Source organism: Clostridium sp. CTA-1 (assembly GCF_054768215.1).
On the sequence record NZ_BAAAAP010000022.1, the window covers coordinates 41,578 to 62,449 of the forward strand.

Below are 20,872 nucleotides of genomic sequence, written 5' to 3' on the forward strand. Positions count from 1 at the left end.
ATTAAAACTTAGTTGCCAGAAAATATATCCTGGCAACTATATTATTATCTATCATTATAAATGAACTAAGCTATTTCTTTGCTATTTTCTACCAATAAATCTAAAACTTTTCCATTAACTATATCAATTTCTAAGTATGCTTTTTGAGCGTTTACTATTAATTCAGCAGTTTTTTCTACATCCTTTTGACCATATTGTTTAGCTACTTCCATAGCTTTTTCTTTTAATTCTTCTTCTGTAGCTTTTATATCTTCTACTTTAGCAATTTCTTGCATTATTAAATCTGTTTTAACTCTTTTTTCAGCTGTTTCTTTCATATATTCTTTTACTTTTTCTTCTGAGCTATTTGTAAATTCATAATATGATTTAAGGTCTAGACCTTGATATTTTAATCTCATTTCTAAATCTCTTACCATATTATCTATTTCTTTTTCAATCATAACTTTTGGTATTTCTATTTCAGCATTTGCCGCAACTGCTTCAACTACTGCTTCTTCATATTCTGCTTTAGCTTTATCAGATAGCTCTTTTTTCATTCTATCCTTTATATCTGATTTTAATTCCTCTAATGTATCAAATTCTGAAACTTCTTTTGCAAATTCATCATCTAATGCTGGAAGTTCTTTAACCTTTATATCTTTAATTGTTACTTCAAAAGTAGCTGGTTTCCCGTTTAAATCTTCTCTACCATATTCTTCTGGGAAACTTACATTTACTTTTTTTGATTCATCTTTTTTAAGACCTACTAATTGATCTTCAAAATCTCCTATGAAAGTGCCTGAACCTATTTCTAATTCATAGTCCTTAGCTTCTCCACCTTCAAAAGCTTCTCCATCTACATATCCTTTAAAATCAATTATTGCTATGTTTCCTTTTTCAATTTCTCCTTCTTCTTTTAGGGATACTCTTGCATTTTTTTCTTGCATAGATTTTAATTCATTTTCTACAGCTTCATCTTCTACTTCATATGAAACTTTTTTAACTTCTACACCCTTATATTCTCCTAGTTTAACTTCAGGAACAGTTGTAATTTCTGCTGTATATATGAAATCTTTTCCTTCTCCTATTTGAACTACATCTATTTGAGGATAATCCACTGGTTTTATGTTGTTTTCTTCTATAGCTTTAGGATATGTATCTTCACAACAGAAATTTATAGCATCTTCAAATAAAACACCTTCCCCATAGTATTTTTTTATTATATTTAAAGGTGCTTTACCTTTTCTAAATCCTGGCACATTAAATCTTTTAGCATTCTTTTTAAATGATTTTTTAACAGCTTCATTGAATTTTTCACTATCAACTGTTATTTCTAATTTTACAACATTCTTTTCTATATTTTCCACTTTAACGTTCATTATACTTCTTCCTCCCAATTCCTTGTTATATGCTCATTTTAACTATATCATTATATCATATATTTAGAACTATTAACATAGATTACACTAACATAAAATAAAATAGCTTATAGTTACCTAAATTACACTTTATTAACTATTATATATCATATTCCATATTGTTTACAATATTTTTCATCATAATAAAATATTTTGAAGAAAATCTTTTGAATCTATTATTTCTGAATATGAGGAATAATTATCATTATAAACTTCTATAGTATAAACATTATTATACCCCATTTCCTTTAATTTACAACATATTTTTTTTAAATTTATATTCCCTTTTCCAGGTAGAAGACAAATATTATTTTCATCTCTATCATTTATATGAACATTAACTATTTTGTTTCCCATTACATTTATGTATTCCATAGGATCTTTACCTATTTTAAAAGCTTGTTTAATATCCAATGTGTAATGTAACTTGCTGCTGCACTTTTCATTTAATATATTTAAAAAATCTATATTTGAAGACATACACCAAGCTACATTTTCTTGAGCTAATTTTATTCCCTCTTCATTAGCAATATAATTTAATTCATTATAAACATCTATAATATGATCCATATTTAAATCTAATAAATTACTTCTTCTCATACCATGAAATGTATAATAATTTGCTTTTAATAAGCTCCCTGCCCTACATACTTTTTTAAATATTTTTAGCATATCTCTTTGCCTTCTTTTATATGGGTCAAATAAATATGGCTCAAAAGCACTTGAAAATGCATGAATTGAATTTATTAAAAAATTATTTTTTTCCTTTTGTTCTTGCAAAATTTTTATAAAATTTTCATCATATTCACTATAAGTATTTAAAAAAATTTCCCCAATGTTAAATCCTAAACTTTTCATAACTGATATGCTTTCTTCTATTGGTACTTTAGGATACAAACAAGCAGAAGACATTCCTATTTCCATATTTACCTCCTTAAATAAAGCAAGAGTGTATATATTTCATACACTCTTAAAAATTTTATATTTTAATTGCTACTTATTAACTTTTAGTTATTTAATATTTTTAATTTACTGAGCTATACTTCCATCTGCTTTTAAAAATAAAGTTTTGCCATCTGAAATTACTGTAAGACCTTTTTCTGTTAATTTATCAAACTTAATGTCTTCTCCTGATATATTTTGATTATACAAATGAGTTTTATTTTTTATATTATACATCCATACATATTTAGTGGTTTTATTAAACCATGGCAGTTGAGAAATATAGGCTATATTATCATTATCTATGAATTTAGGTAAAACTCCCCATAAATAATCTTGTTTTGACGCTAATATAGCATCCTTTTGAAAAGTTGTTCCAGATGTTGATGTATACTGCTTATTTGTTATATCTTGCTTTTCACCATTTAAATTTACTAAATAAATATTTTGAGTTTTAGGATTTGTTATAACTATTGAATTTTTTGAAGGATTTATATCATATAATAAATTATTTTTATTTAAATCTATAGACTTAATAGTCTTATTTTTATTAGTATCTTCTATATATATCAACTTTATTTTTATATTGTCTTCTAATTGAACTTCTATATTATTATCTTTAGGAACTTCACTTTCTTTTTTTACTGTGGCTGCATTTTTATTTTCATTTTCTTTTTTATTTTCCTTTTGTTCTTGTTGTTTATTTTTTTGTTCTTCTTCAGCCTTAGTTTCTTCTTTTATTTGATTTAAACTGTTTTTTATTTTTTTACCAATACCATTATTAGTGAATATTATTCCTAAAAAAATTACTATTATAACTATAACTGAAAAAAATGTCCTTCTTTTTCTCTTTTTCATTCTATTTTCATAATCTTTGCTAAAAATACTTGGTTTTGCCACAATAATTCCTCCTATATATAATACCTATCTATACTAAAATAAATAAAATGTATCAATTATTATAATATATAATTAACACTATTATAACTCAAAACAACAAAAATTAATAACCATTTTCATAATTATTAAAGTAAAATTAAGTTTTTGTTTAATATTTGTTAAAACTAAAAAAGATGTCTCAAAATTAAATCTATTTTGAGACACTCCTTATTTTTAAATTTATTTTTGTTCTCTACTACCTGGTTTTACAAAAGGTATATTTTTTTTACATAACTCACAATTATCTTTTTCATAAGTTTCTATTTCTAATTTACAAGCACTATATATTGGGTAGTTTGTTTTTATACCTTCCGCTCTTCTATCAACTATGCATGCTATACCTACTACTTCTCCACCCATTTCTTCTATAACTTTAGCTACTTCTAAAGAAGATTTTCCTGTAGTTATTACATCCTCTGATATTATAACTTTATCTCCTTTTTTTATTTCAAATCCTCTTCGTATACACATAATTCCATCTTTTCTTTCTGCAAATATGCCTGGTCTATTAGTTTGCCTTGCTAATTCATAAGATACTATTACACCACCCATAGCTGGTCCTACTATTATATTAAAGTCTGCATCTTTAAGCTTTTCTGCTACTACACTAATAACTTTTTCTGCTTTTTGTGGATATTGAAGTAGTTTCGCACATTGACAATATCTATTACTATGTCTTCCAGATGATAGTAAGAAATGCCCTTCTAATAATGCATTTGATTCTTTTAATATATCTATAACATTTATATTACTCATTTATATCTTCTCCTTATACTCACAAAATTTATTTTAAATAATTCCCCTTATTTCTTCTAAAGTTTGAATGCCTTCTTCTTTCATATAATTTTCTAATTCTTCTATTATATCTAAGGCTGAATATGGATGCATAAAATTAGCTGTTCCTATTTGTACTGCAGTAGCCCCTGCCATAATAAACTCTATTACATCTTTATAATTACATATTCCTCCTATACCTATAACTGGTATTTTTACCTGCTTACATACTTCATATACCATTCTTAATGCTATAGGTTTAATACATGGACCTGATAAACCTGCAGTTACATTTTCAAATACAGGAGTTTTTCTTTTTATATCTATAGCCATAGCTTTAAATGTATTTACCAATGAAATTGCATTTGCTCCTGCCTTCTCACATTTTATAGCCATATCTACTATATCTTCTGCATTAGGAGATAACTTTACTATAAGTGGCTTTTGGCATATTTCTTTAACTTTTTTTACTACTTCATAAGCTATTTCTGACTTTATTCCAAAAGCCATACCTCCATGCTTTACATTTGGACAGGATATATTTAGTTCTATCATATCTACATCTGTTTTATTTAATTTTTCTATGATTTCAATATAATCTTCTATACATCCTCCACCTACATTTGCGATAGTTACTGTGTCTATCTTTTTCATTTTAGGTAACTCTTCTTTTATAAATTTATCTACCCCTGGATTTTGAAGCCCTACACTATTCATTATACCGGAACTAGTTTCATAAATTCTTATGCCATTATTTCCTTCTTTAGGATTTAAGGTCAATCCTTTACTTGAAATTCCCCCCAATTTAGAAACATCATAAAATTCCCCATATTCTTCTCCAAAGCCAAAAGTTCCTGATGCAGCTATAATAGGATTTTTAAAAATCTTACCACATAAATTTACTTGAAGCATTATATATCTCCTTTCAAAAGAATGTCCTCTCCTTTAAATACGGGACCATCCTTGCAAGTTCTTTTATTACCAAATCTAGTTTTACAAGTACACACAAGACATGCTCCTATACCGCAGGCCATTCTTTTTTCCATAGATACATATAAAGAAATTTTCTTCTCTCTACACATTAATATAACCTTATCCATCATTATTTCTGGTCCACAACATAGAACCAAATCATAATCTTCTGCATGAAAATAATCTGTTACATATCCTTTTTCTCCAGCACTCCCATCCTCTGTAACTACAACTACATTATCTACTAAATCACTAAAATTTTCGGTGCAATAAGCCTGGTCTCTAAATCCTGCATAAATATCCATATTTATATTTTTTATACTTTTTATTAAATAATTCATAGGAGCTATTCCTATACCACCAGTTACTATAGCTATTTTCCCCTTTATGTTCTCTAAATCAAATCCGTTTCCTAAGGGTCCCATTATCTCAACTTCTTCTTCTGACTTTATTTTAGATAAAATTTTAGTTCCCTTTCCTTCTAACTTATATAAAAATTCTATGGAATTATCATTTATATCATGTATGCTTATAGGTCTCCATAAAATAGGTTCATCTTGCCAAGCCCTTATCATATAAAACTGTCCTGGCTTTCCTTTAAAAGTACCATCTAAGGTCATTTTAAATATACCTGTTGATATACTTTTATTTTCTATTACCTTTACTTTAAAAGTTTTAGACTTTATTTTACACACCACTCTTTCTCGTGATCTAATACTATAAAAATATATTTATGTCATGGCTACAAGCTCTTCATCTATTTTATTTAAATAGGAATCAACTGCTAATACACTCCTCAATAAGTTCTTCTAATACTTAAAATCACTTAATGTAAATCTATATAATCTGTAAAGTTTTTTTCATATTTATAACTTCTGCTCTCGCATATTCTTCAAAGTTTTTTCCTTCTTCATCATATTTTTTATATGCAAGCAATATTCCCCTTGAAGAATTTATAATACCTCCATTACCTTCACTTAAATAAGATTTAGCAACTTCAGCTTTTCCTCCCTGAGCTCCATAGCCAGGTATTAAAAAAAATGTATGTTTTAATTCTTTTCTAATATTATTTTCTTCTGCTGTACATCCAACTACTGCTCCTATAGAGCTATATCCACAATTACCTAAAAATTCTTTTCCTATATTCTCTATCTTTTCTCCTACTTTGTTGTATACCTTTTTATTGTCTTTTAAATCTAAATATTGTATATCCTTTGAACCTTCATTAGAAGTTCTTAATAACAAGAAGGCTCCCTTATCCTTATTTTTGAAATAATCTTTATAGGGTTCTAAAGTATCCATTCCCATATACGGATTTAATGTTATAAAATCACTTTCAAAATCTCCCTCAAGATGAGCTTTTGCATACATTTTAGCTGTAGCAGATATGTCTCCTCTTTTTATATCTGCTATAACTATACCGCCTTTTTTTCTTATATATTCTAAAGTTTTCTTGTACAAAATCATTCCTTTAATTCCCATAGCTTCATAATAAGCTATCTGAACTTTATAACAAGCTGACACATCAAAAGTTGAATCAACTATCCTTTGATTAAATCCAAATATAGCATCTTCTATATTGGTAAATTTATTTAAAAATCCTTTTGGTATGTAACTTATATCTGTATCAAGACCTACACAAACACATCCCTTTTTTTCTACACTTTCATACAATTTATCTATAATCAATTTATTCATCCTTTCTTCTTATATTAAAATTCACTATATACTATACATCCTGCTTTAAATGTAACTTTAATTCTTCCTTTAAGGCACATACCATCCATAGGAGTATTTTTCCCTTTTGAATGAAACTCTTCAGATTTTACTTTATATTCTTCTTTTGTATCTACTAAAACTAAATCTGCTTCTCTTCCTATTTTTATTTCTCCCTTATTTACACCTAGAATATCCGCTGGATTCTTAGACATTATTTTTGAAAGTTTGCTTAAACTAATATGATTATTATGAACTAATTTTGTATAACATGTAGAAAAAGAAGTTTCTATTCCTGATATTCCCGGACTACCTTTTAGCTTATCTTCTTTACTATGAGGTGCATGATCCGTTCCTATGCAATCTACTATATCTTCTTTTATTGCCTCTATTAATACTTTTATATCTTCTTCTTCTCTTAAAGGTGGATTTACTCTATAAAAAATTTTATTTGTAAGTGCTATATGATGTGGTGCTACTTCACAAGTTACTTTTAAACCTTTCTTTTTAGCATCACTTATATATTCCATAGATTCTTTAGTGCTTACATGAGCTATATGGACCTTACACCCTGTAAATTCTGAAAGGGCTATGTTTCTCCAAGTCATTAAATTTTCTGAAAGCCTAGTATCTAGATTTGTTACATCATGTTCCTCTGAGTGACACATTACTATAAGATCTTTTTCTTTAGCTTTAAACATAGCATCTATTAATACCCTTGTGTTCATTACATCTTTTCCATCTTCTGATATTATTTTTACTTTCTTATCTATAGAATCTATATGCCTTATATCATCACCAGAAAAATCTTTTGTAATGGACATACATTGATGGATATCTACCAACCCTATTTCTTTCCCTTTTTCTAAAACATATTCTACTTCTTTATTAGAACTACATATAGGTTTAGTATTAGCCATTAAGTTTACCATAGTATACCCACCTTTTACTGCCGCTCTGCTTCCTGTCAATATATCTTCTTTATATGTAAAACCTGGTTCTCTAAAGTGGGCATGCATATCTATGAAAGATGGAAGAAGAGTTAATCCTCTTCCATCAAATATTTCACAATTTTTATTTAAATCTTTTCCTAGTTCCTCTATAATTCCGTTTTTTATATAAATATCTCCATGGAAGTTTTGACACCAATCTATTATATTGACATTTTTAATTAGTAGTTCATTCATTTGTGCACTCCTCCATAAATTTTATATTTTATTTATATCTCCTCCTGAATATATTTCGTCACAATATTTACATCTATACTCACCATTTTCTTCATCTACTAAGTAAAATTCATTAGGTATATAATTTTCTATAGATGTTATGCAACGTGGATTTTTGCATTTTATAACATTTTCTATTGTTTTAGGTAGTTCTAACTTTATTTTTTCCTTTATTTTTTCATTTTCAATAACATCTATTGTTATTTTAGGATCTATAAATCCTAATACTTTATAATCTATCTCCATAATATTTTCTATTTTTATTATATCTTTTTTACCAAGTTTTGAACTTTCCGCATTCATTATAAGAGCTACTCTATAGTCTGCCTCTTCTAATCCTAAGTATTTAAATATTTTTATACCATATCCCGCTTGTATATGATCTATTACTATACCATTTTTTATACTATTTATTGTTAACATATTATCTTACCCCCAATAATTTTGCTATTAAAGCCATTCTTACATACATTCCATATTTAGCCTGTTTAAAATAACATCCTCTTGGGTCTTGATCTATTTCATAAGCTATTTCATTAACTCTTGGTAGTGGATGAAGAACCATCATATCTTTTTTGGCATATTTCATCTTTTCACCATCTAATATATAACTATCCTTTAATCTTACATAATCATCTTCATTAAAGAATCTTTCTCTTTGAACTCTTGTCATATAAAGTATATCTAGTTCTGCCATAGCATCTTCCATTTTTGAAACTTCTTTATATTCTATATTATTTTTTTCTAATATTTCTTTTCTTATATAATCAGGAATCTTTAATTCTTCTGGGGACATAAAAATAAATTTGTTGTTTTTATACCTTGATAGGGCCTTTACTAATGAGTGTACTGTTCTTCCAAATTTTAGATCTCCACAGCAACCTATAGTTAAGTTAGATAAATCTCCTTTTAAGGATCTTATTGTTAATAGATCTGTTAATGTTTGAGTTGGATGTTGATGACTACCATCTCCAGCATTTATAACTGGTATTTCTGAATACATTGCAGCTATTGCTGGTGCACCTTCTTTGGGATGTCTCATAGCTACTATATCTGCATAACAACCTACAGTTCTTATAGTATCTGCAACACTTTCTCCTTTTGCTACTGAACTTGAATTAGGCTCTGAAAATCCTATTACCTGTCCACCTAATCTAAGCATAGCAGCTTCAAAACTAAATCTTGTTCTTGTACTTGGCTCATAAAATAATGTAGCTAATATTTTTCCATCACATACATGTAAAAATTTTTCTGGGTCCTCAATTATTTCATCTGCTAATTTAAATACCTCTTCTAGTTCCTCTAATGAAAAATCCATTGGGTCTAATAAATTTCTTCCTTTTAACATATACAATTCCTCCTTTTTAATCTCTCTGGATTAAATTTAAAGGTATAAAAAATGCCTTCCTTTTTTAAAGGAAGGCACAATTATACTCTAGTTTAAAATATTATACTTTCATATAATATTTATAATTATACTCTTTTTATAAAATATGCTTTTCTCTTCCTTTTTAGTCTCACAGGACTAATTTTAAAGGTCTTATAAAAATTTTATTAATCTTTATTGGTAATGTTAGCACAGAAATTAAACTAAGTCAACTATTATTTTAATCTTTGTGACATTAAAGCTGCTCCTATAGCTCCAGCATATCTTCCAAGTTCATGGGCTTTTACTTCTGAGCCTAATTTTTCTGATAATCTCTCTAATATGTAATTATTTTCGCTTAGTCCTCCAGTTAAAAAATATTGTCCATTATCTGAATGTTTTTGGCATAAAGATTTTACTTTTCCGGTTATAGAATCTAATACTCCATAAGCTATATCTTCTCTTTTCTTACCACTACCTATTAAACTTATAACTTCTGATTCTGCAAATACTGTACACATAGAGCTTATAGTTACATTTTCTCCATTTTTTGCTCTTTCACACATTTCTTCTATATCAAAACCCAATGTATTTGCCATTAGTTCTAAAAATCTTCCTGTTCCTGCAGCACATTTATCATTCATAGTAAAATTAGTAACATTACCATCTTCCACTGTTATAACTTTTGTATCTTGGCCTCCTATATCTATGACTGTGCAATCCTTCTTAAATAGATAGTAAGCTCCCTTGCCATGACAAGTTATTTCTGTTATAGTTTTATCCGCATAAGGAACAGAAACTCGTCCATAACCTGTAGCAACTATTTTAGAATTTTTTTTATCTGCTCCTATTTCTTTTAATTTATTTTTAATTTCCTCTGCAGTTTTAACACTGCTCCAACCTGTTGGCAATACAAATACATCCTTTATATTATCATTTTCAAATACACAAACCTTAGATGCAGTAGATCCTATGTCTATACCTATATAAAACATTTAACCCCACCTTTTCTATCAATTAAGCATAAAAATTTTTTATAGTTTTAGCTAATGAATGTAATCCCGAAGTCTTCACTCCATTATTTTCTATTAATTTTTTTATAAAATTTTCATCATCTTTATTATACATTATACATATACCACAGGATTTAGATAGTTCTCTTGGTGTAGGAACAATAGTATGTTTTATTTTATTTTTGCTAAGTAAACTATCCATTTTCATACCTTCTGTATGTGAAGGAAAAAGAATATAGTAATTTGTTTGCTCCATTTTATACACTTCCTTTCACAATATTTAATTATATGTATTAAAAAAATAACCTAGTTTTAATATAACCCATATTTAATAAATATGTAACTAAAATTGAATAATTATTAGCTATACATTATATATTTATTATAAAACATGAGAAACCAGGAGAGAACCAAAGCGGTGCATCTCCTGGATAAAATTTGTAGATGTAATTTCAAACTTTTTAAATTAATTATATTTTTAATCCCTTTTTATCTTATATCATTTCAAGGAATGCTTCTACTCTTGTTTTTATCTGTCCTGAATCTTCTGTTGAATAATCTGTTTCTATATGCATTATTGGAATATTCTTCTCTTTTAAATTTGCTTCTACATCCCTATGTTCAACTGCATAAGTATGACAGAAAGATAAATTAGTATCTATAACTCCATCTGCTTCATATTCTTTAGTGTATTTTATTATATCATCTATTCTGCCTGTGTTTGGCGTAAAACAGGCACAATTTATATTTAAATATCTATCTGCCAAATTTTTAATTAATTCTTCTAAAGTTTCGCCCTCTTCTGAAACTTCTCCTTCAAAATATCTAGTTCCTGTACAAGTTTCTTCTACTACAACTTCAGCATCTAAACTTTCTATTATTGAATGAAGCTTCCAGTTTGGTAGTGCCATTGGAGTTCCTGTTATTAATATTCTCTTTTTATTGCTTTCTTGAGAGTTTTTAATTCTTTCTTCTAATTCATCACATAATTCATGAACTTTTTCTGTAAATCTCTTTGGATCATCGTAGAAAGCTATTTGAGTTATTAATAAGCAGTCTAATCCACTTATTGGTGATGGTTTATATTTTCTTAAATCATATAATCTTTTTAAGGCTTTTCTTTTAGCATTAGTTACTCTTATACCTTCTTTTAGTGCTTCTACTGTTATTTTATTGCCTGTAACTTCTTCGACTTTTTTAATAAGGTCATTAATTTCTTCTCCCCATTTTTTGAAGTCTTTATCTCTCTTCATTTGAGGAAGATCCATTACATGTACTGGTACATATTCATCTAATATTTCCCATGCTTTTTTCTTTCCATCACAGGTAGTCTCTCCTATAACCATATCACAGGATTGGAAATAAGGGCATGTACCACCTATTTTAGCACCCATAAAAGCCTTTATAAGAGGACACATATTTCTTGGTAAAACCTTTTCTCCATCTTCAATCCAAAACTGAGAACCTGCACATAAACCAACACTTAATGCTTTTGCTGCTACAATAATTTCTTCAGGAACAAATACACAAAAAGTTCCTACTACTTTTCCACCTTTTTTTCTATGTTCGTCTAATTCTTGAATTCTAAGTCCATGAACTTCTGACACAACAAAATTAAAATAATTCATTCCCTCTGGTCTATTTTCTTGTGTCAAATATGTAGAGCCATATAATTCTGGTAAAACAGCACATAATTGATCATGCTTTTCTAGGTTTACTCCTAAATCCGTCCATAGTTTTCTATAATCTCCCATTAATAAAATCCCTCCAAATCAATTACTTCATATCAATTTTACCATAGTTAATATATAGCAAGTTATTTGAATATGTAATGGTTACAGTTATACTTATCATATTTTTTTATACAAATTTAATTTTCATATTATAACATTTCTATAAAAGCCTCTACTCTAGTTTTTAGTTGGCCTAAATCCCTTTTAGAATAATCTGTTTCTATTTTTAAATAAGGTACTTTTTTATTATTTGTAACAAAAGTTTTTATTCTATGAGATTCTACATTATAGGTATGACATGCTTGTAATATAACTTCTACTACACCTTCCACCCTATATTCATCTATTAAATAATCTAAATATTCTATCCTATTATCATTAGGACTCATACAAGCACAGGCTGTTCTTAAATATCTTTCTGTTAATGCATCCATTGGATTTTTTTCTTCATCTACTAATAAACTTTCATCTTTTGCACCACTACAATTTTCATAACAAACTACTACTCCTCCATTATCTTCTATAACCTCAATTATTTTTTCAGTAGAATCTCCTAGAGGACAACCTGTTACAAGTATTCTTTTAGCCTCTTTAGAAACAGGCCTTTCACCTTCATTATATTTTTTCATTGTTTCTCTTATTATATTATTTATATCCTCTATTTCCTTTTCCTTATCTGATAAATATAAAGTTCCCTGTATTACCCTTCTCAAATTATAACCTGTCATAGGTGGTGGACAAAGTTTAGATAAGCTATAATAATCTCTTAAAGCCGTTCTTTCCCTATTTCTTAATTTAATTTTTTCTTTTAACTTTTCTTCCGTAATTTCTACATTCAAATTCTTTTCTAATTCCTCTTTAAGCTTTATAATTGCTTTCTTGTAATAATTATAGGAATCCTTTCCATAAGGGGTTTGGGGTATATTCATAACATGCATAGGTTTCATTTTACTTAATGCTTCATACATTTTCTTTTTTCCATCACAAGTAGTTTCTCCTAAAAGCATATCTGAAAAATAATAAAATGGGCATTTTTCTGTTAATGCAAAACCATAACTTGATTTTATTAGTGGGCATAGATTTCTTGGCAAATGTTTTTCTGCATCATCTATAGGTTCCTCATCCATTCCGCAAAGCCAAGCCCCCACTGCTCCTGATGCAGCTATAACTTCCCAGGGAGCAAATCCACAATAAACTCCCACTATTTTTCCACCTTCATCTTTAATTTCCTTCATTTTTACAAATGAATTTCTTTTAGCTTCACTAAAATCCTTAATAAAATCTGGTAATTTATTCATATAATATCCCCCTCTAGATAAAAATGGGATACCTCAAAATAGATTTAATTTTATATTTGGGATTTTAAAATTAAATCTATTTCATTTTGAGACACCCTTTCTTTTCTTTTATTATATTGTTATTATATGGTCTACTCCTGCAGAATCTAATGCTGCATAACATACTGGGAAACAACCTATTGCCGCTTCTTTAATTAACTTGTCCTCAATTTTTCTTTCTTTAGCACATTTATCACAAGCTAATAAAACAAGTCCAGTTTTTTCACTTAATTTTTTTAATCTTTCTGCTGTTTCTGTACCCTCCATTAAGAAATATGTATTATCCATTATAAAAAACATTCCAACTACATCTGCACCATGCATTTCCTTTTCCATTTGTGGAATAATCATATTGGTTAAAATATTTTGAGCATGTGGTGACTCTAATACATAAGCTACTTTCATCTTAAAATCCTCCTAATTATTTTTAATTTAATATATTTATCCAATGACTACCCGCTCTAATACTCCCATCTTCTTCAAAGTGGGAGTAAAAACTCCCTCTGAAGCCAAAAACTCTGTTTATAAATTTTGACTTAATGAATCCTTTAATATTTTAGTTAATTCCTTTTTTAATTCTAGATATTTATGGTTATCCCTATTTCTTGGTCTTGGTAAACTAATTTTCATATCTTTTATAATTTTTCCTCCCTTAGCTGCAAAAACAATTACCCTATCACTTAGGTATACTGCTTCGTCAACATCATGAGTTACCATTATAACTGTAGTTTTATCCTTTAACCATAAACTTTCTAACTCTTCTTGCATCATTTGCCTCATTTGAAAATCTATAGCACCCAAAGGCTCATCCATAAGTAATACCTCTGGTTTACTGGCTAGTGCTCTTACTACTGCAGTTCTTTGTTTCATACCACCTGATAATTGATTAGGGTATAAATTTTCTTTTCCTTTTAGCTTAGACATCTCTAATAAATAATTTAACCTATCTATAGATTCCTTTTTAGCAATTTTTTGTTGTTTCATAGGGTACATTATATTATCTTTTACAGTCATCCATGGGAATAATGCATAATTTTGAAAAACAAAGCCTCTGTCTGGACCAGGTTTCATTACCCTCTTATCATTTAAAATTATTTCACCAGAATCTGAATTATGAAAACCTGCAATCATTGTTAAAAGCGTTGTTTTTCCACAACCGGATGGACCTAGTAATGTTACAAATTCTCCTTCTTCTATATTAAAACTTACATTATCTAAAACTTTATTTTTTTTCTTATTATTTATGTAAGATTTACTAACATCCTTTATTTCTAACCTCATTATTGAACATACCTCCACTTAGTAAGTAACTTATTTAATTGAAGTAGTCCCCTGTCTATAAAGAATCCAATTAAAGCTGCTAATATCATTAATGCAACTAACATATCTGTTTGCATTTTTGTTTGAGCTTCTACCATAGAGAAACCGAGACCGGCACTCGTTGCTATAAACTCCGCTCAGATTACGGACATCCATCCTCCACTTATAGCTATTCTAGCTCCTGTTAATATATCAGGTATAGAAGCTGGTAATATTATATTACTAAATATGCTCCAAGGGCCTGCTCCCATACTTCTAGCTGCATTATAATAATCTTTAGAAATATTTTTTACTCCAGCTATAGTATTTAATATTACTGGGAATATTCCTGAAAACGTAATTAAAAATATGGTAGGTCCGTCCCCTATTCCGAACCATACAATCGTAAGAGGAACCCATGCCATTATAGGAACTTGCCTTATGGAATCTATAAATCCTCCTATAAGATTATTAGCCATTTTAAAAGCTCCCATAAAAAGACCTAAGGGAACGCCTATTATCATGGCATACATAAAACCTTTTAAAACCCTATTTAATGTAATAAGTAAATTGGTCATAATTTCACTACTAGTCAAACACTTTATAAAAGCTTTTCCTGTTCTTTTAGGTGTTGGTAATATTAATTCATTACCATAATGTTCTGCTAACAAATACCAAACTATTATTAAAATAACCATCATAATTAATTTGTACATTAATTCTTTAATCTTATTTTTACTGGTTTCTTTTAATATTCCTGTTGAGGTATTAGAAAGAACTTTACTTTCAATTTCAGCCATTGTTCCACCTCCTCATTAGATAAGTTAATTTTTTTATAATCTTCTATAGAGTTTTTAATTCTATCTTTTCTTTTTAATTCCATAACGGACTTATTATAATTAGTTATAAACTCTTTAAATTTTTTATCCTTTTTAAATTTTTTCTTAATAACTAATACATAGTTTGTATAATTTTTATTTATACTTAAAGCTTTTTTTTGTCCATTTAACTTTAATGCTTTTATTGAATCTATTATAATCCCATCAACCCTACCTTTTTCCAATGCATAAGGCAAAGATGAATATATCATCGGATGTATTTGTACTTTTTCTCCACATTCATCTTTAATAATTTTTTCTTGATAAAATCTATTTTGTGTCATGGCTATTTTTTTAATTTTATTTTCATCCTTTAAAACAAATATGTCCGAATTACTAACTAAAGGACATATTATTTCAAATCTATCATCATTTTCAATTAAATTTTTAGCTGCTTCTGGACACATTATTGCTATATCTAAAACATCTGAGCTTAAAGCCCATTGAGAAGTATTACCTCAGCAGTCCTTTATAAAATATGGTTCAAAATTTTCATCTAAATCTGCATTTTTTAATCTATTATTATTAATCATATAATTTATAACAAGTCCAGATGAATCATCTGAAACTCCAATTTTTATTTTGGAATTTAAAGATTCATCTGGTAATTTATTTAGTACTAAAATAAATATTATTAATATAGTTAAAGTTATAATAATTTTTTTTAAATATTTCATATACATCCCTATTTTAAATCAGTAACACTAAATAACATTTTCGCTACACATACAGCTTCTTTGATATCTAAACAAAATATATTGTCTTCATCAATATTTGATTCTTTAACCCAGTTTCTATAATGTTCTTCACTACAGAAGAAGTACATTATATTTCAACAACTAGAGGCCCAACTATTATTTTTATTTAAATCTACATGTAGTACTCTTAAATTTTCAGGTATACATTTTTTAATTTCACCATTTTCAATAATAACTTCTATAGAATCATTACACATAATGCAACTAGATTCTATCTTTATATTCTGTTTAAATGTAAAAGCTGTTCCTATAGAATCAACTGCACACATAGCATTTATTTCTCTACCATCTTCTAATTTAACTTTATAATTAGTATCAAAGGCACTAACTGGATAAATAAAATTTATATTTTCTTTTTCATCCATAACTAACACTTTTTTATTTTTTAACGATAATACTATATTTATAAATTCATCCTTTGTTACTCCAATATTACGAATAAAGTTATAATCTAGATTTTTTAAATTATAAGGTCTTTTTTCTTCTATAATATAGTCCATTATATATATTCTTACTTTTTTTTCTAAATAAGATAATTTTGAATCTATACTGTTTATAATCAATCTTTCCTTTTCATAATGCTTAATAACATTTAAATCTATTTCTTTATCTAATAAGTTATTTTTCTCTAAGGTTAACATATATTACTCCCTTTTCTACCTGAACTCCTATTTATCTATTTCCATAGCTTTAACTTTCCACTCTTCATATTTCATTCCTACTGGGAAAACTGAATCTACATTTTCTTTTATAAATTTATCAAAATCATCTACTTTAGCTTCTTCATATATTTTTTTAGATATTAATTTATCATAATCAGGTTCTTCTTCTATTAATTTATATTTCATTAAAGTATCTATTTCTGTTTTAAAATAATCATCATTCATTTTCCAAGTTATAGTTCTTCCCTCACCTACAGTTTTTTTGTAAATTGTCATAATAGCTACTTCTTCTGGGACTTGATAATTTTTAGCAAATATTTTTGCTGCTTTTATTGGATGTTCATAACAATATTTCATAGCTTCTACATGAGCTTGTATCATTTTTTTAGCTAACTCTGGATGTTCTTTTTCAAATTTTGTATTCATAGAGTAAACACAACATTCACCCCATTTATCTTCTCCAACAATTTTATCTGCTGTTGCAATAATATGACCTGTCTTTTCATATTCCGCCATTGATCCCCATGGATCGCAACAAGTAAATCCATCTATTTTACCTGCTTTTAATGCTAGATATGCATCTTTGTCTGATCCAAATTCAACACAATCATAATTTTTGCCTTCCGTAGGAATCCCTAACTTCTTAGCACACATTAGCCAGGTTTCACTTTCTTCAGGCTTTGTTCCTATTCCTAATTTTTTACCTTTTAAATCTTTAGGATCTTTTATTTTATTAGAAACAACTAAATAAATTGATCCACCTAAATGATTATTAGCTGCAACAGTTATAGGTGATCCCTTTGCTAGTCCCTTTATTAATCCTGAATATCCTATATATCCTACATCCATCTTTCCTGCTGCCATGGCCTGAGGAACTTTTCCATTTCCTGATACATTAACTTTTAATCCCATTTTATCAAATATACCCGCATCTTTAGCAACACAAGCAGAGGTCATATGATCACAATTATAATAGCCTAGGTTTACTGTATAATCCTTGTCCTTTTCAGCTGAGGCTTCTTTACTTGCTTTAGAACAACCTGTAGCAATTAATGTTGTTCCTAAAACTAATGTACATAATAAACTTATTATTTTTCTTTTTTTCATTTTTAATCCTCCTTAAATTAGCAACAATCTTTCATATCTTCTCCGAATAGATTTATTATTTTACCTTTTTCTATTCTATAAATTGCATATCCAAAACTTCCATTTTTAGATCCTGATACTACAAACTCTATTGGTGGTTTTTTATCTATATCCTTAAACTCTATTTTTTGATTTTCTATAGGTGCTGAAACTTTATTTGTAATTTTATATTTTTCTTTATCACTTAATACAACTACCATAGAATTTTTATCATTATCTTCTTTATAAATAACAATTAAATCTAATTTATTATCATTATTTAAATCTTTCTCTGCACATTTTAAAACTTCTTTATTTTTATGTTGGTGTTGAAAATAAAGTAATCTTTCATTGTCATTTTTCACTCCTATATTTTTGCTTTCTTTAAGTTCATTAACATTACTAGAACAACCAAATAACAAAAATACTATTGCAAATACAAAAAATATTTTAATATTTCTCATTTATCTTCACCTTTATTAAGCTGATATTGCTTTACTTATTTTTTTTACTTTAGGAAGCATAGCTTTTAAAAATAATACAAACATAATTAATGAACAAACATACTTCATAGGTTCTGGTGCTGCAAATATAAATTTATTAGCAGCCTTTATAGTATTTTGAGTTCTATCAAAACTAATAACAGGCGTAAAGTTAGGTAACATAATATTGGTAAAATACCCTACAATAAAAGATAAAGCTATTAATGTAGTAGTATATATGGCTACTGTTCTCTTACCTATTAACTTTCCAATACTTATAAGTTCAGGTAAATTTGATGCAGTTCCCGCCATTAAAAAAGTTATTGCTGCACCAGGGGCTGCTCCACTAGCTACTAATGCGGCAATAAAAGGTATATGTCCTACCGCACACACATACATAATGCAACCGATTACTGCTATTCCTAAAATAGATACTGCATTTGGTGATCCTAAGTATTGTTGTATAAATTCTTGTGGTACAAGAACTAAGAGTATTCCAGCTAATAGCATACCAGGAATTACATATTTTGATACAGCTATAGCTACATCATTAAAAGACCACACAATTCCCATTTTTATTTTTTCAAATAGTGATGTTTGCTCTTCTTCTAATTCTATTTCTTCCATTCTTTTTTGAATTTGTTCTTCTACTCCAGGTGCTTTTAGTTCAGGCCCCCCTAATTTATTCCCTATTGCTCCAATTATTAATGGTACTGTAAAACCTACTATTAAATATATAGTAGCTATTTTAGGACCTAAAAGACCATAAGATAAAAAAACAGCAATAGGATTTATTATAGGTGTAGATGCTATAAATGCTAATGTAGGCCCTAAATAGGCACCAGAATAATAAAGACTTAATCCTAAAGGTATAACACCACAACTACATATAGGAAGCAACATTCCGGATAAAGTTGCTTTAATCAGAGATGAAATTTTTTTATTACCTAACATTTTTTGAAACTTATCTGGTGCTAAAATATTATGTAATAATCCAGCTAATATAAAACTAAATATAAGCCACGTAGATGCACCATTTAATAAATTTATTGAGGTTAACAATATTTTTTTTATGTAATAGATAATCATTACTTATTATCACCAATAGCCTTTTCTATTTCACTTTCTATTATTTCTTTAGATAGCTTGTCTATTTTTTTCTTTTCATTAACTATTAAGGTTCCTTTTAATATCATCCCATACTTTTTAATATAATCTATATCCTTTCCTGCATAATAAATTTTACACTCTACTTCATCAGAGTATTTTGAGCACACTTCCTTTACAAATTCTGAATACTCATCACAACATGGACAAGTGTTTACGAATTCTACTAAAATTTTTTTCATAAAAATTCCTCCTAAAATTTAATTCATTTTTATGATAACATATTTCCACTTATGTAGTTATTTGTAATAAAGATACGAATCATGTAATCTATAAATAAAACTTATAGATTACTTTTTTATTTATAAATAAGAAAAAAGAGATGATTTAACATCACCTCTTTAAGCTGCAATACCTTCATATACTACCAAATATTATGAATATTTTAATAATAAAAATTAATTCTTATTATTAATTTTGTTTACTTTACAAACTAATTGTACTGTTTATTTAGTTTATATTACTCTCACAATATTTAGCATTGGATTTTGAATAAAAATAAAAAAACCAAGAACTTAATATTTTAAGTCTTGATTTTAAATATTTATATTATCTATTTAGTTATCCTATGGTGCGCCCAGCAGGAGTCGAACCTGCGACCTCCGGATTCGAAGTCCGTCACTCTATCCAGCTGAGCTATGGGCGCACTAAATAAAAAAGAACAAAAAAATGGAGCGGGTGAAGGGAATCGAACCCTCGTAACTAGCTTGGAAGGCTAGCACTCTACCATTGAGTTACACCCGCATATTACATATTTCTTGTCAGTTTAATAATGGTCGGGGTGACAGGGCTCGAACCTGCGACCTCATGGTCCCAAACCACGCGCGCTCCCATCTGCGCCACACCCCGATATATAGTCTTAAAATCGCCATCAAGCTGGTGCGCCATCRGGGRTTCGAACCCYGGGCACCCTGATTAAGAGTCAGGTGCTCTACCARCTGAGCTAATGGCACTTATTTGGTGCGTCTTAAGGGATTCGAACCCCTGGCCCACGCCTTAGAAGGGCGTTGCTCTATCCATCTGAGCTAAAGACGCATATTATGGAGCGGGTGAAGGGAATCGAACCCTCGTAACTAGCTTGGAAGG

23 protein-coding genes and 5 tRNA genes are annotated in these 20,872 nt (G+C 28.3%); all 28 read right to left on the reverse strand.

The genetic code is table 11. From position 1 onward, the window contains the following. Window positions 1-65 precede the first annotated feature (65 nt). The 28 genes from tig to ACYUEW_RS15305 all read right to left on the reverse strand — a co-directional run bounded on the left by tig (window position 66) and on the right by ACYUEW_RS15305 (window position 20,821). Window positions 66-1,358 carry a trigger factor gene (gene tig / locus ACYUEW_RS15170; protein WP_003483370.1) on the reverse strand — a complete coding sequence of 431 codons (1,293 nt, stop codon included), beginning with the start codon at window positions 1,356-1,358 and terminating at the stop codon, window positions 66-68. 177 nt (window positions 1,359-1,535) lie between these two features. Next, complete coding sequence (locus tag ACYUEW_RS15175; RefSeq protein ID WP_265203999.1) at window positions 1,536-2,321, reverse strand: sugar phosphate isomerase/epimerase family protein; 786 nt, start codon at window positions 2,319-2,321, stop codon at window positions 1,536-1,538. 105 nt (window positions 2,322-2,426) lie between these two features. After that, window positions 2,427-3,239, reverse strand: a complete 813-nt coding sequence (locus ACYUEW_RS15180; protein WP_460277129.1) for a tRNA (guanine-N1)-methyltransferase — start codon at window positions 3,237-3,239, stop codon at window positions 2,427-2,429. A 219-nt stretch (window positions 3,240-3,458) separates the two neighbouring features. Beyond that, the gene (gene pyrE / locus ACYUEW_RS15185; RefSeq protein ID WP_003483363.1) at window positions 3,459-4,034 is read right to left on the reverse strand and encodes an orotate phosphoribosyltransferase; all 576 of its coding nucleotides are present in this window, start codon (window positions 4,032-4,034) and stop codon (window positions 3,459-3,461) included. Window positions 4,035-4,067: 33 nt separating this feature from the next. After that, the gene (locus ACYUEW_RS15190; RefSeq protein ID WP_265203997.1) at window positions 4,068-4,964 is read right to left on the reverse strand and encodes a dihydroorotate dehydrogenase; all 897 of its coding nucleotides are present in this window, start codon (window positions 4,962-4,964) and stop codon (window positions 4,068-4,070) included. Then, window positions 4,964-5,719, reverse strand: a complete 756-nt coding sequence (locus ACYUEW_RS15195; RefSeq protein WP_257412587.1) for a dihydroorotate dehydrogenase electron transfer subunit — start codon at window positions 5,717-5,719, stop codon at window positions 4,964-4,966. The genes ACYUEW_RS15190 and ACYUEW_RS15195 overlap by 1 nt, the downstream gene beginning before the upstream one ends. A gap of 142 nt (window positions 5,720-5,861) precedes the next feature. After that, window positions 5,862-6,713 (reverse strand): orotidine-5'-phosphate decarboxylase, encoded by an 852-nt coding sequence (pyrF, locus tag ACYUEW_RS15200; RefSeq protein WP_042384241.1) that lies wholly within the window; start codon window positions 6,711-6,713, stop codon window positions 5,862-5,864. A 23-nt stretch (window positions 6,714-6,736) separates the two neighbouring features. After that, the gene (locus ACYUEW_RS15205) at window positions 6,737-7,927 is read right to left on the reverse strand and encodes a dihydroorotase (protein ID WP_265203996.1); all 1,191 of its coding nucleotides are present in this window, start codon (window positions 7,925-7,927) and stop codon (window positions 6,737-6,739) included. A 21-nt stretch (window positions 7,928-7,948) separates the two neighbouring features. Further along, window positions 7,949-8,389 carry an aspartate carbamoyltransferase regulatory subunit gene (locus tag ACYUEW_RS15210; protein ID WP_003483354.1) on the reverse strand — a complete coding sequence of 147 codons (441 nt, stop codon included), beginning with the start codon at window positions 8,387-8,389 and terminating at the stop codon, window positions 7,949-7,951. 1 nt (window position 8,390) lies between these two features. Then, complete coding sequence (pyrB, locus tag ACYUEW_RS15215; RefSeq protein WP_003483352.1) at window positions 8,391-9,314, reverse strand: aspartate carbamoyltransferase; 924 nt, start codon at window positions 9,312-9,314, stop codon at window positions 8,391-8,393. A 254-nt stretch (window positions 9,315-9,568) separates the two neighbouring features. After that, window positions 9,569-10,327, reverse strand: a complete 759-nt coding sequence (locus tag ACYUEW_RS15220) for an acyl-CoA dehydratase activase (protein WP_003483351.1) — start codon at window positions 10,325-10,327, stop codon at window positions 9,569-9,571. A 22-nt stretch (window positions 10,328-10,349) separates the two neighbouring features. After that, window positions 10,350-10,601: a DUF3343 domain-containing protein gene (locus ACYUEW_RS15225; RefSeq protein WP_072586122.1), complete on the reverse strand. Its 252-nt coding sequence runs from the start codon at window positions 10,599-10,601 to the stop codon at window positions 10,350-10,352. 238 nt (window positions 10,602-10,839) lie between these two features. Beyond that, a complete protein-coding gene (locus ACYUEW_RS15230; RefSeq protein WP_460277134.1) occupies window positions 10,840-12,099 on the reverse strand; it encodes a double-cubane-cluster-containing anaerobic reductase in 1,260 nt (419 codons plus the stop codon). A 128-nt stretch (window positions 12,100-12,227) separates the two neighbouring features. Beyond that, window positions 12,228-13,376, reverse strand: a complete 1,149-nt coding sequence (locus ACYUEW_RS15235) for a double-cubane-cluster-containing anaerobic reductase (RefSeq protein WP_257412588.1) — start codon at window positions 13,374-13,376, stop codon at window positions 12,228-12,230. A 111-nt stretch (window positions 13,377-13,487) separates the two neighbouring features. Further along, window positions 13,488-13,820: a DsrE-related protein SaoD gene (gene saoD / locus ACYUEW_RS15240; RefSeq protein ID WP_003490540.1), complete on the reverse strand. Its 333-nt coding sequence runs from the start codon at window positions 13,818-13,820 to the stop codon at window positions 13,488-13,490. Window positions 13,821-13,937: 117 nt separating this feature from the next. Continuing rightward, window positions 13,938-14,696 (reverse strand): ABC transporter ATP-binding protein SaoA, encoded by a 759-nt coding sequence (saoA, locus tag ACYUEW_RS15245; RefSeq protein WP_257412589.1) that lies wholly within the window; start codon window positions 14,694-14,696, stop codon window positions 13,938-13,940. Next, entirely contained in the window at window positions 14,696-15,514 is an 819-nt protein-coding gene (saoP, locus tag ACYUEW_RS15250) for an ABC transporter permease subunit SaoP (protein WP_239591058.1), read from the reverse strand. Before saoP ends, saoA begins: the two co-directional genes overlap by 1 nt. Beyond that, window positions 15,463-16,269 carry an ABC transporter substrate-binding (seleno)protein SaoB gene (gene saoB / locus ACYUEW_RS15255; protein ID WP_257412590.1) on the reverse strand — a complete coding sequence of 269 codons (807 nt, stop codon included), beginning with the start codon at window positions 16,267-16,269 and terminating at the stop codon, window positions 15,463-15,465. Before saoB ends, saoP begins: the two co-directional genes overlap by 52 nt. Before the next feature lie 8 nt (window positions 16,270-16,277). Then, window positions 16,278-16,991: a MerB-like organometallic lyase SaoL gene (gene saoL / locus ACYUEW_RS15260; protein WP_242651459.1), complete on the reverse strand. Its 714-nt coding sequence runs from the start codon at window positions 16,989-16,991 to the stop codon at window positions 16,278-16,280. 27 nt (window positions 16,992-17,018) lie between these two features. Next, a complete protein-coding gene (saoX, locus tag ACYUEW_RS15265; protein ID WP_460277138.1) occupies window positions 17,019-18,119 on the reverse strand; it encodes an ABC transporter substrate-binding subunit SaoX in 1,101 nt (366 codons plus the stop codon). A 17-nt stretch (window positions 18,120-18,136) separates the two neighbouring features. Beyond that, complete coding sequence (gene saoC, locus ACYUEW_RS15270) at window positions 18,137-18,601, reverse strand: Cys-Cys-COOH (seleno)protein SaoC (protein WP_460277140.1); 465 nt, start codon at window positions 18,599-18,601, stop codon at window positions 18,137-18,139. Between the two features lie 15 nt (window positions 18,602-18,616). Then, a complete protein-coding gene (saoE, locus tag ACYUEW_RS15275; protein WP_460277142.1) occupies window positions 18,617-19,708 on the reverse strand; it encodes an efflux transporter SaoE in 1,092 nt (363 codons plus the stop codon). Then, window positions 19,708-19,968, reverse strand: a complete 261-nt coding sequence (gene saoT / locus ACYUEW_RS15280; protein ID WP_003483328.1) for a thioredoxin-like (seleno)protein SaoT — start codon at window positions 19,966-19,968, stop codon at window positions 19,708-19,710. Before saoT ends, saoE begins: the two co-directional genes overlap by 1 nt. Window positions 19,969-20,355: 387 nt before the next feature. After that, window positions 20,356-20,432 (reverse strand) — tRNA-Arg (locus ACYUEW_RS15285). A gap of 24 nt (window positions 20,433-20,456) precedes the next feature. Next, a tRNA-Gly gene (locus ACYUEW_RS15290) sits at window positions 20,457-20,530 on the reverse strand. Window positions 20,531-20,559: 29 nt separating this feature from the next. Beyond that, window positions 20,560-20,635 (reverse strand) — tRNA-Pro (locus ACYUEW_RS15295). Between the two features lie 28 nt (window positions 20,636-20,663). After that, window positions 20,664-20,739 (reverse strand) — tRNA-Lys (locus tag ACYUEW_RS15300). 5 nt (window positions 20,740-20,744) lie between these two features. After that, window positions 20,745-20,821: transfer RNA gene (locus ACYUEW_RS15305), tRNA-Arg, on the reverse strand. Between the last annotated feature and the right edge of the window lie 51 nt (window positions 20,822-20,872).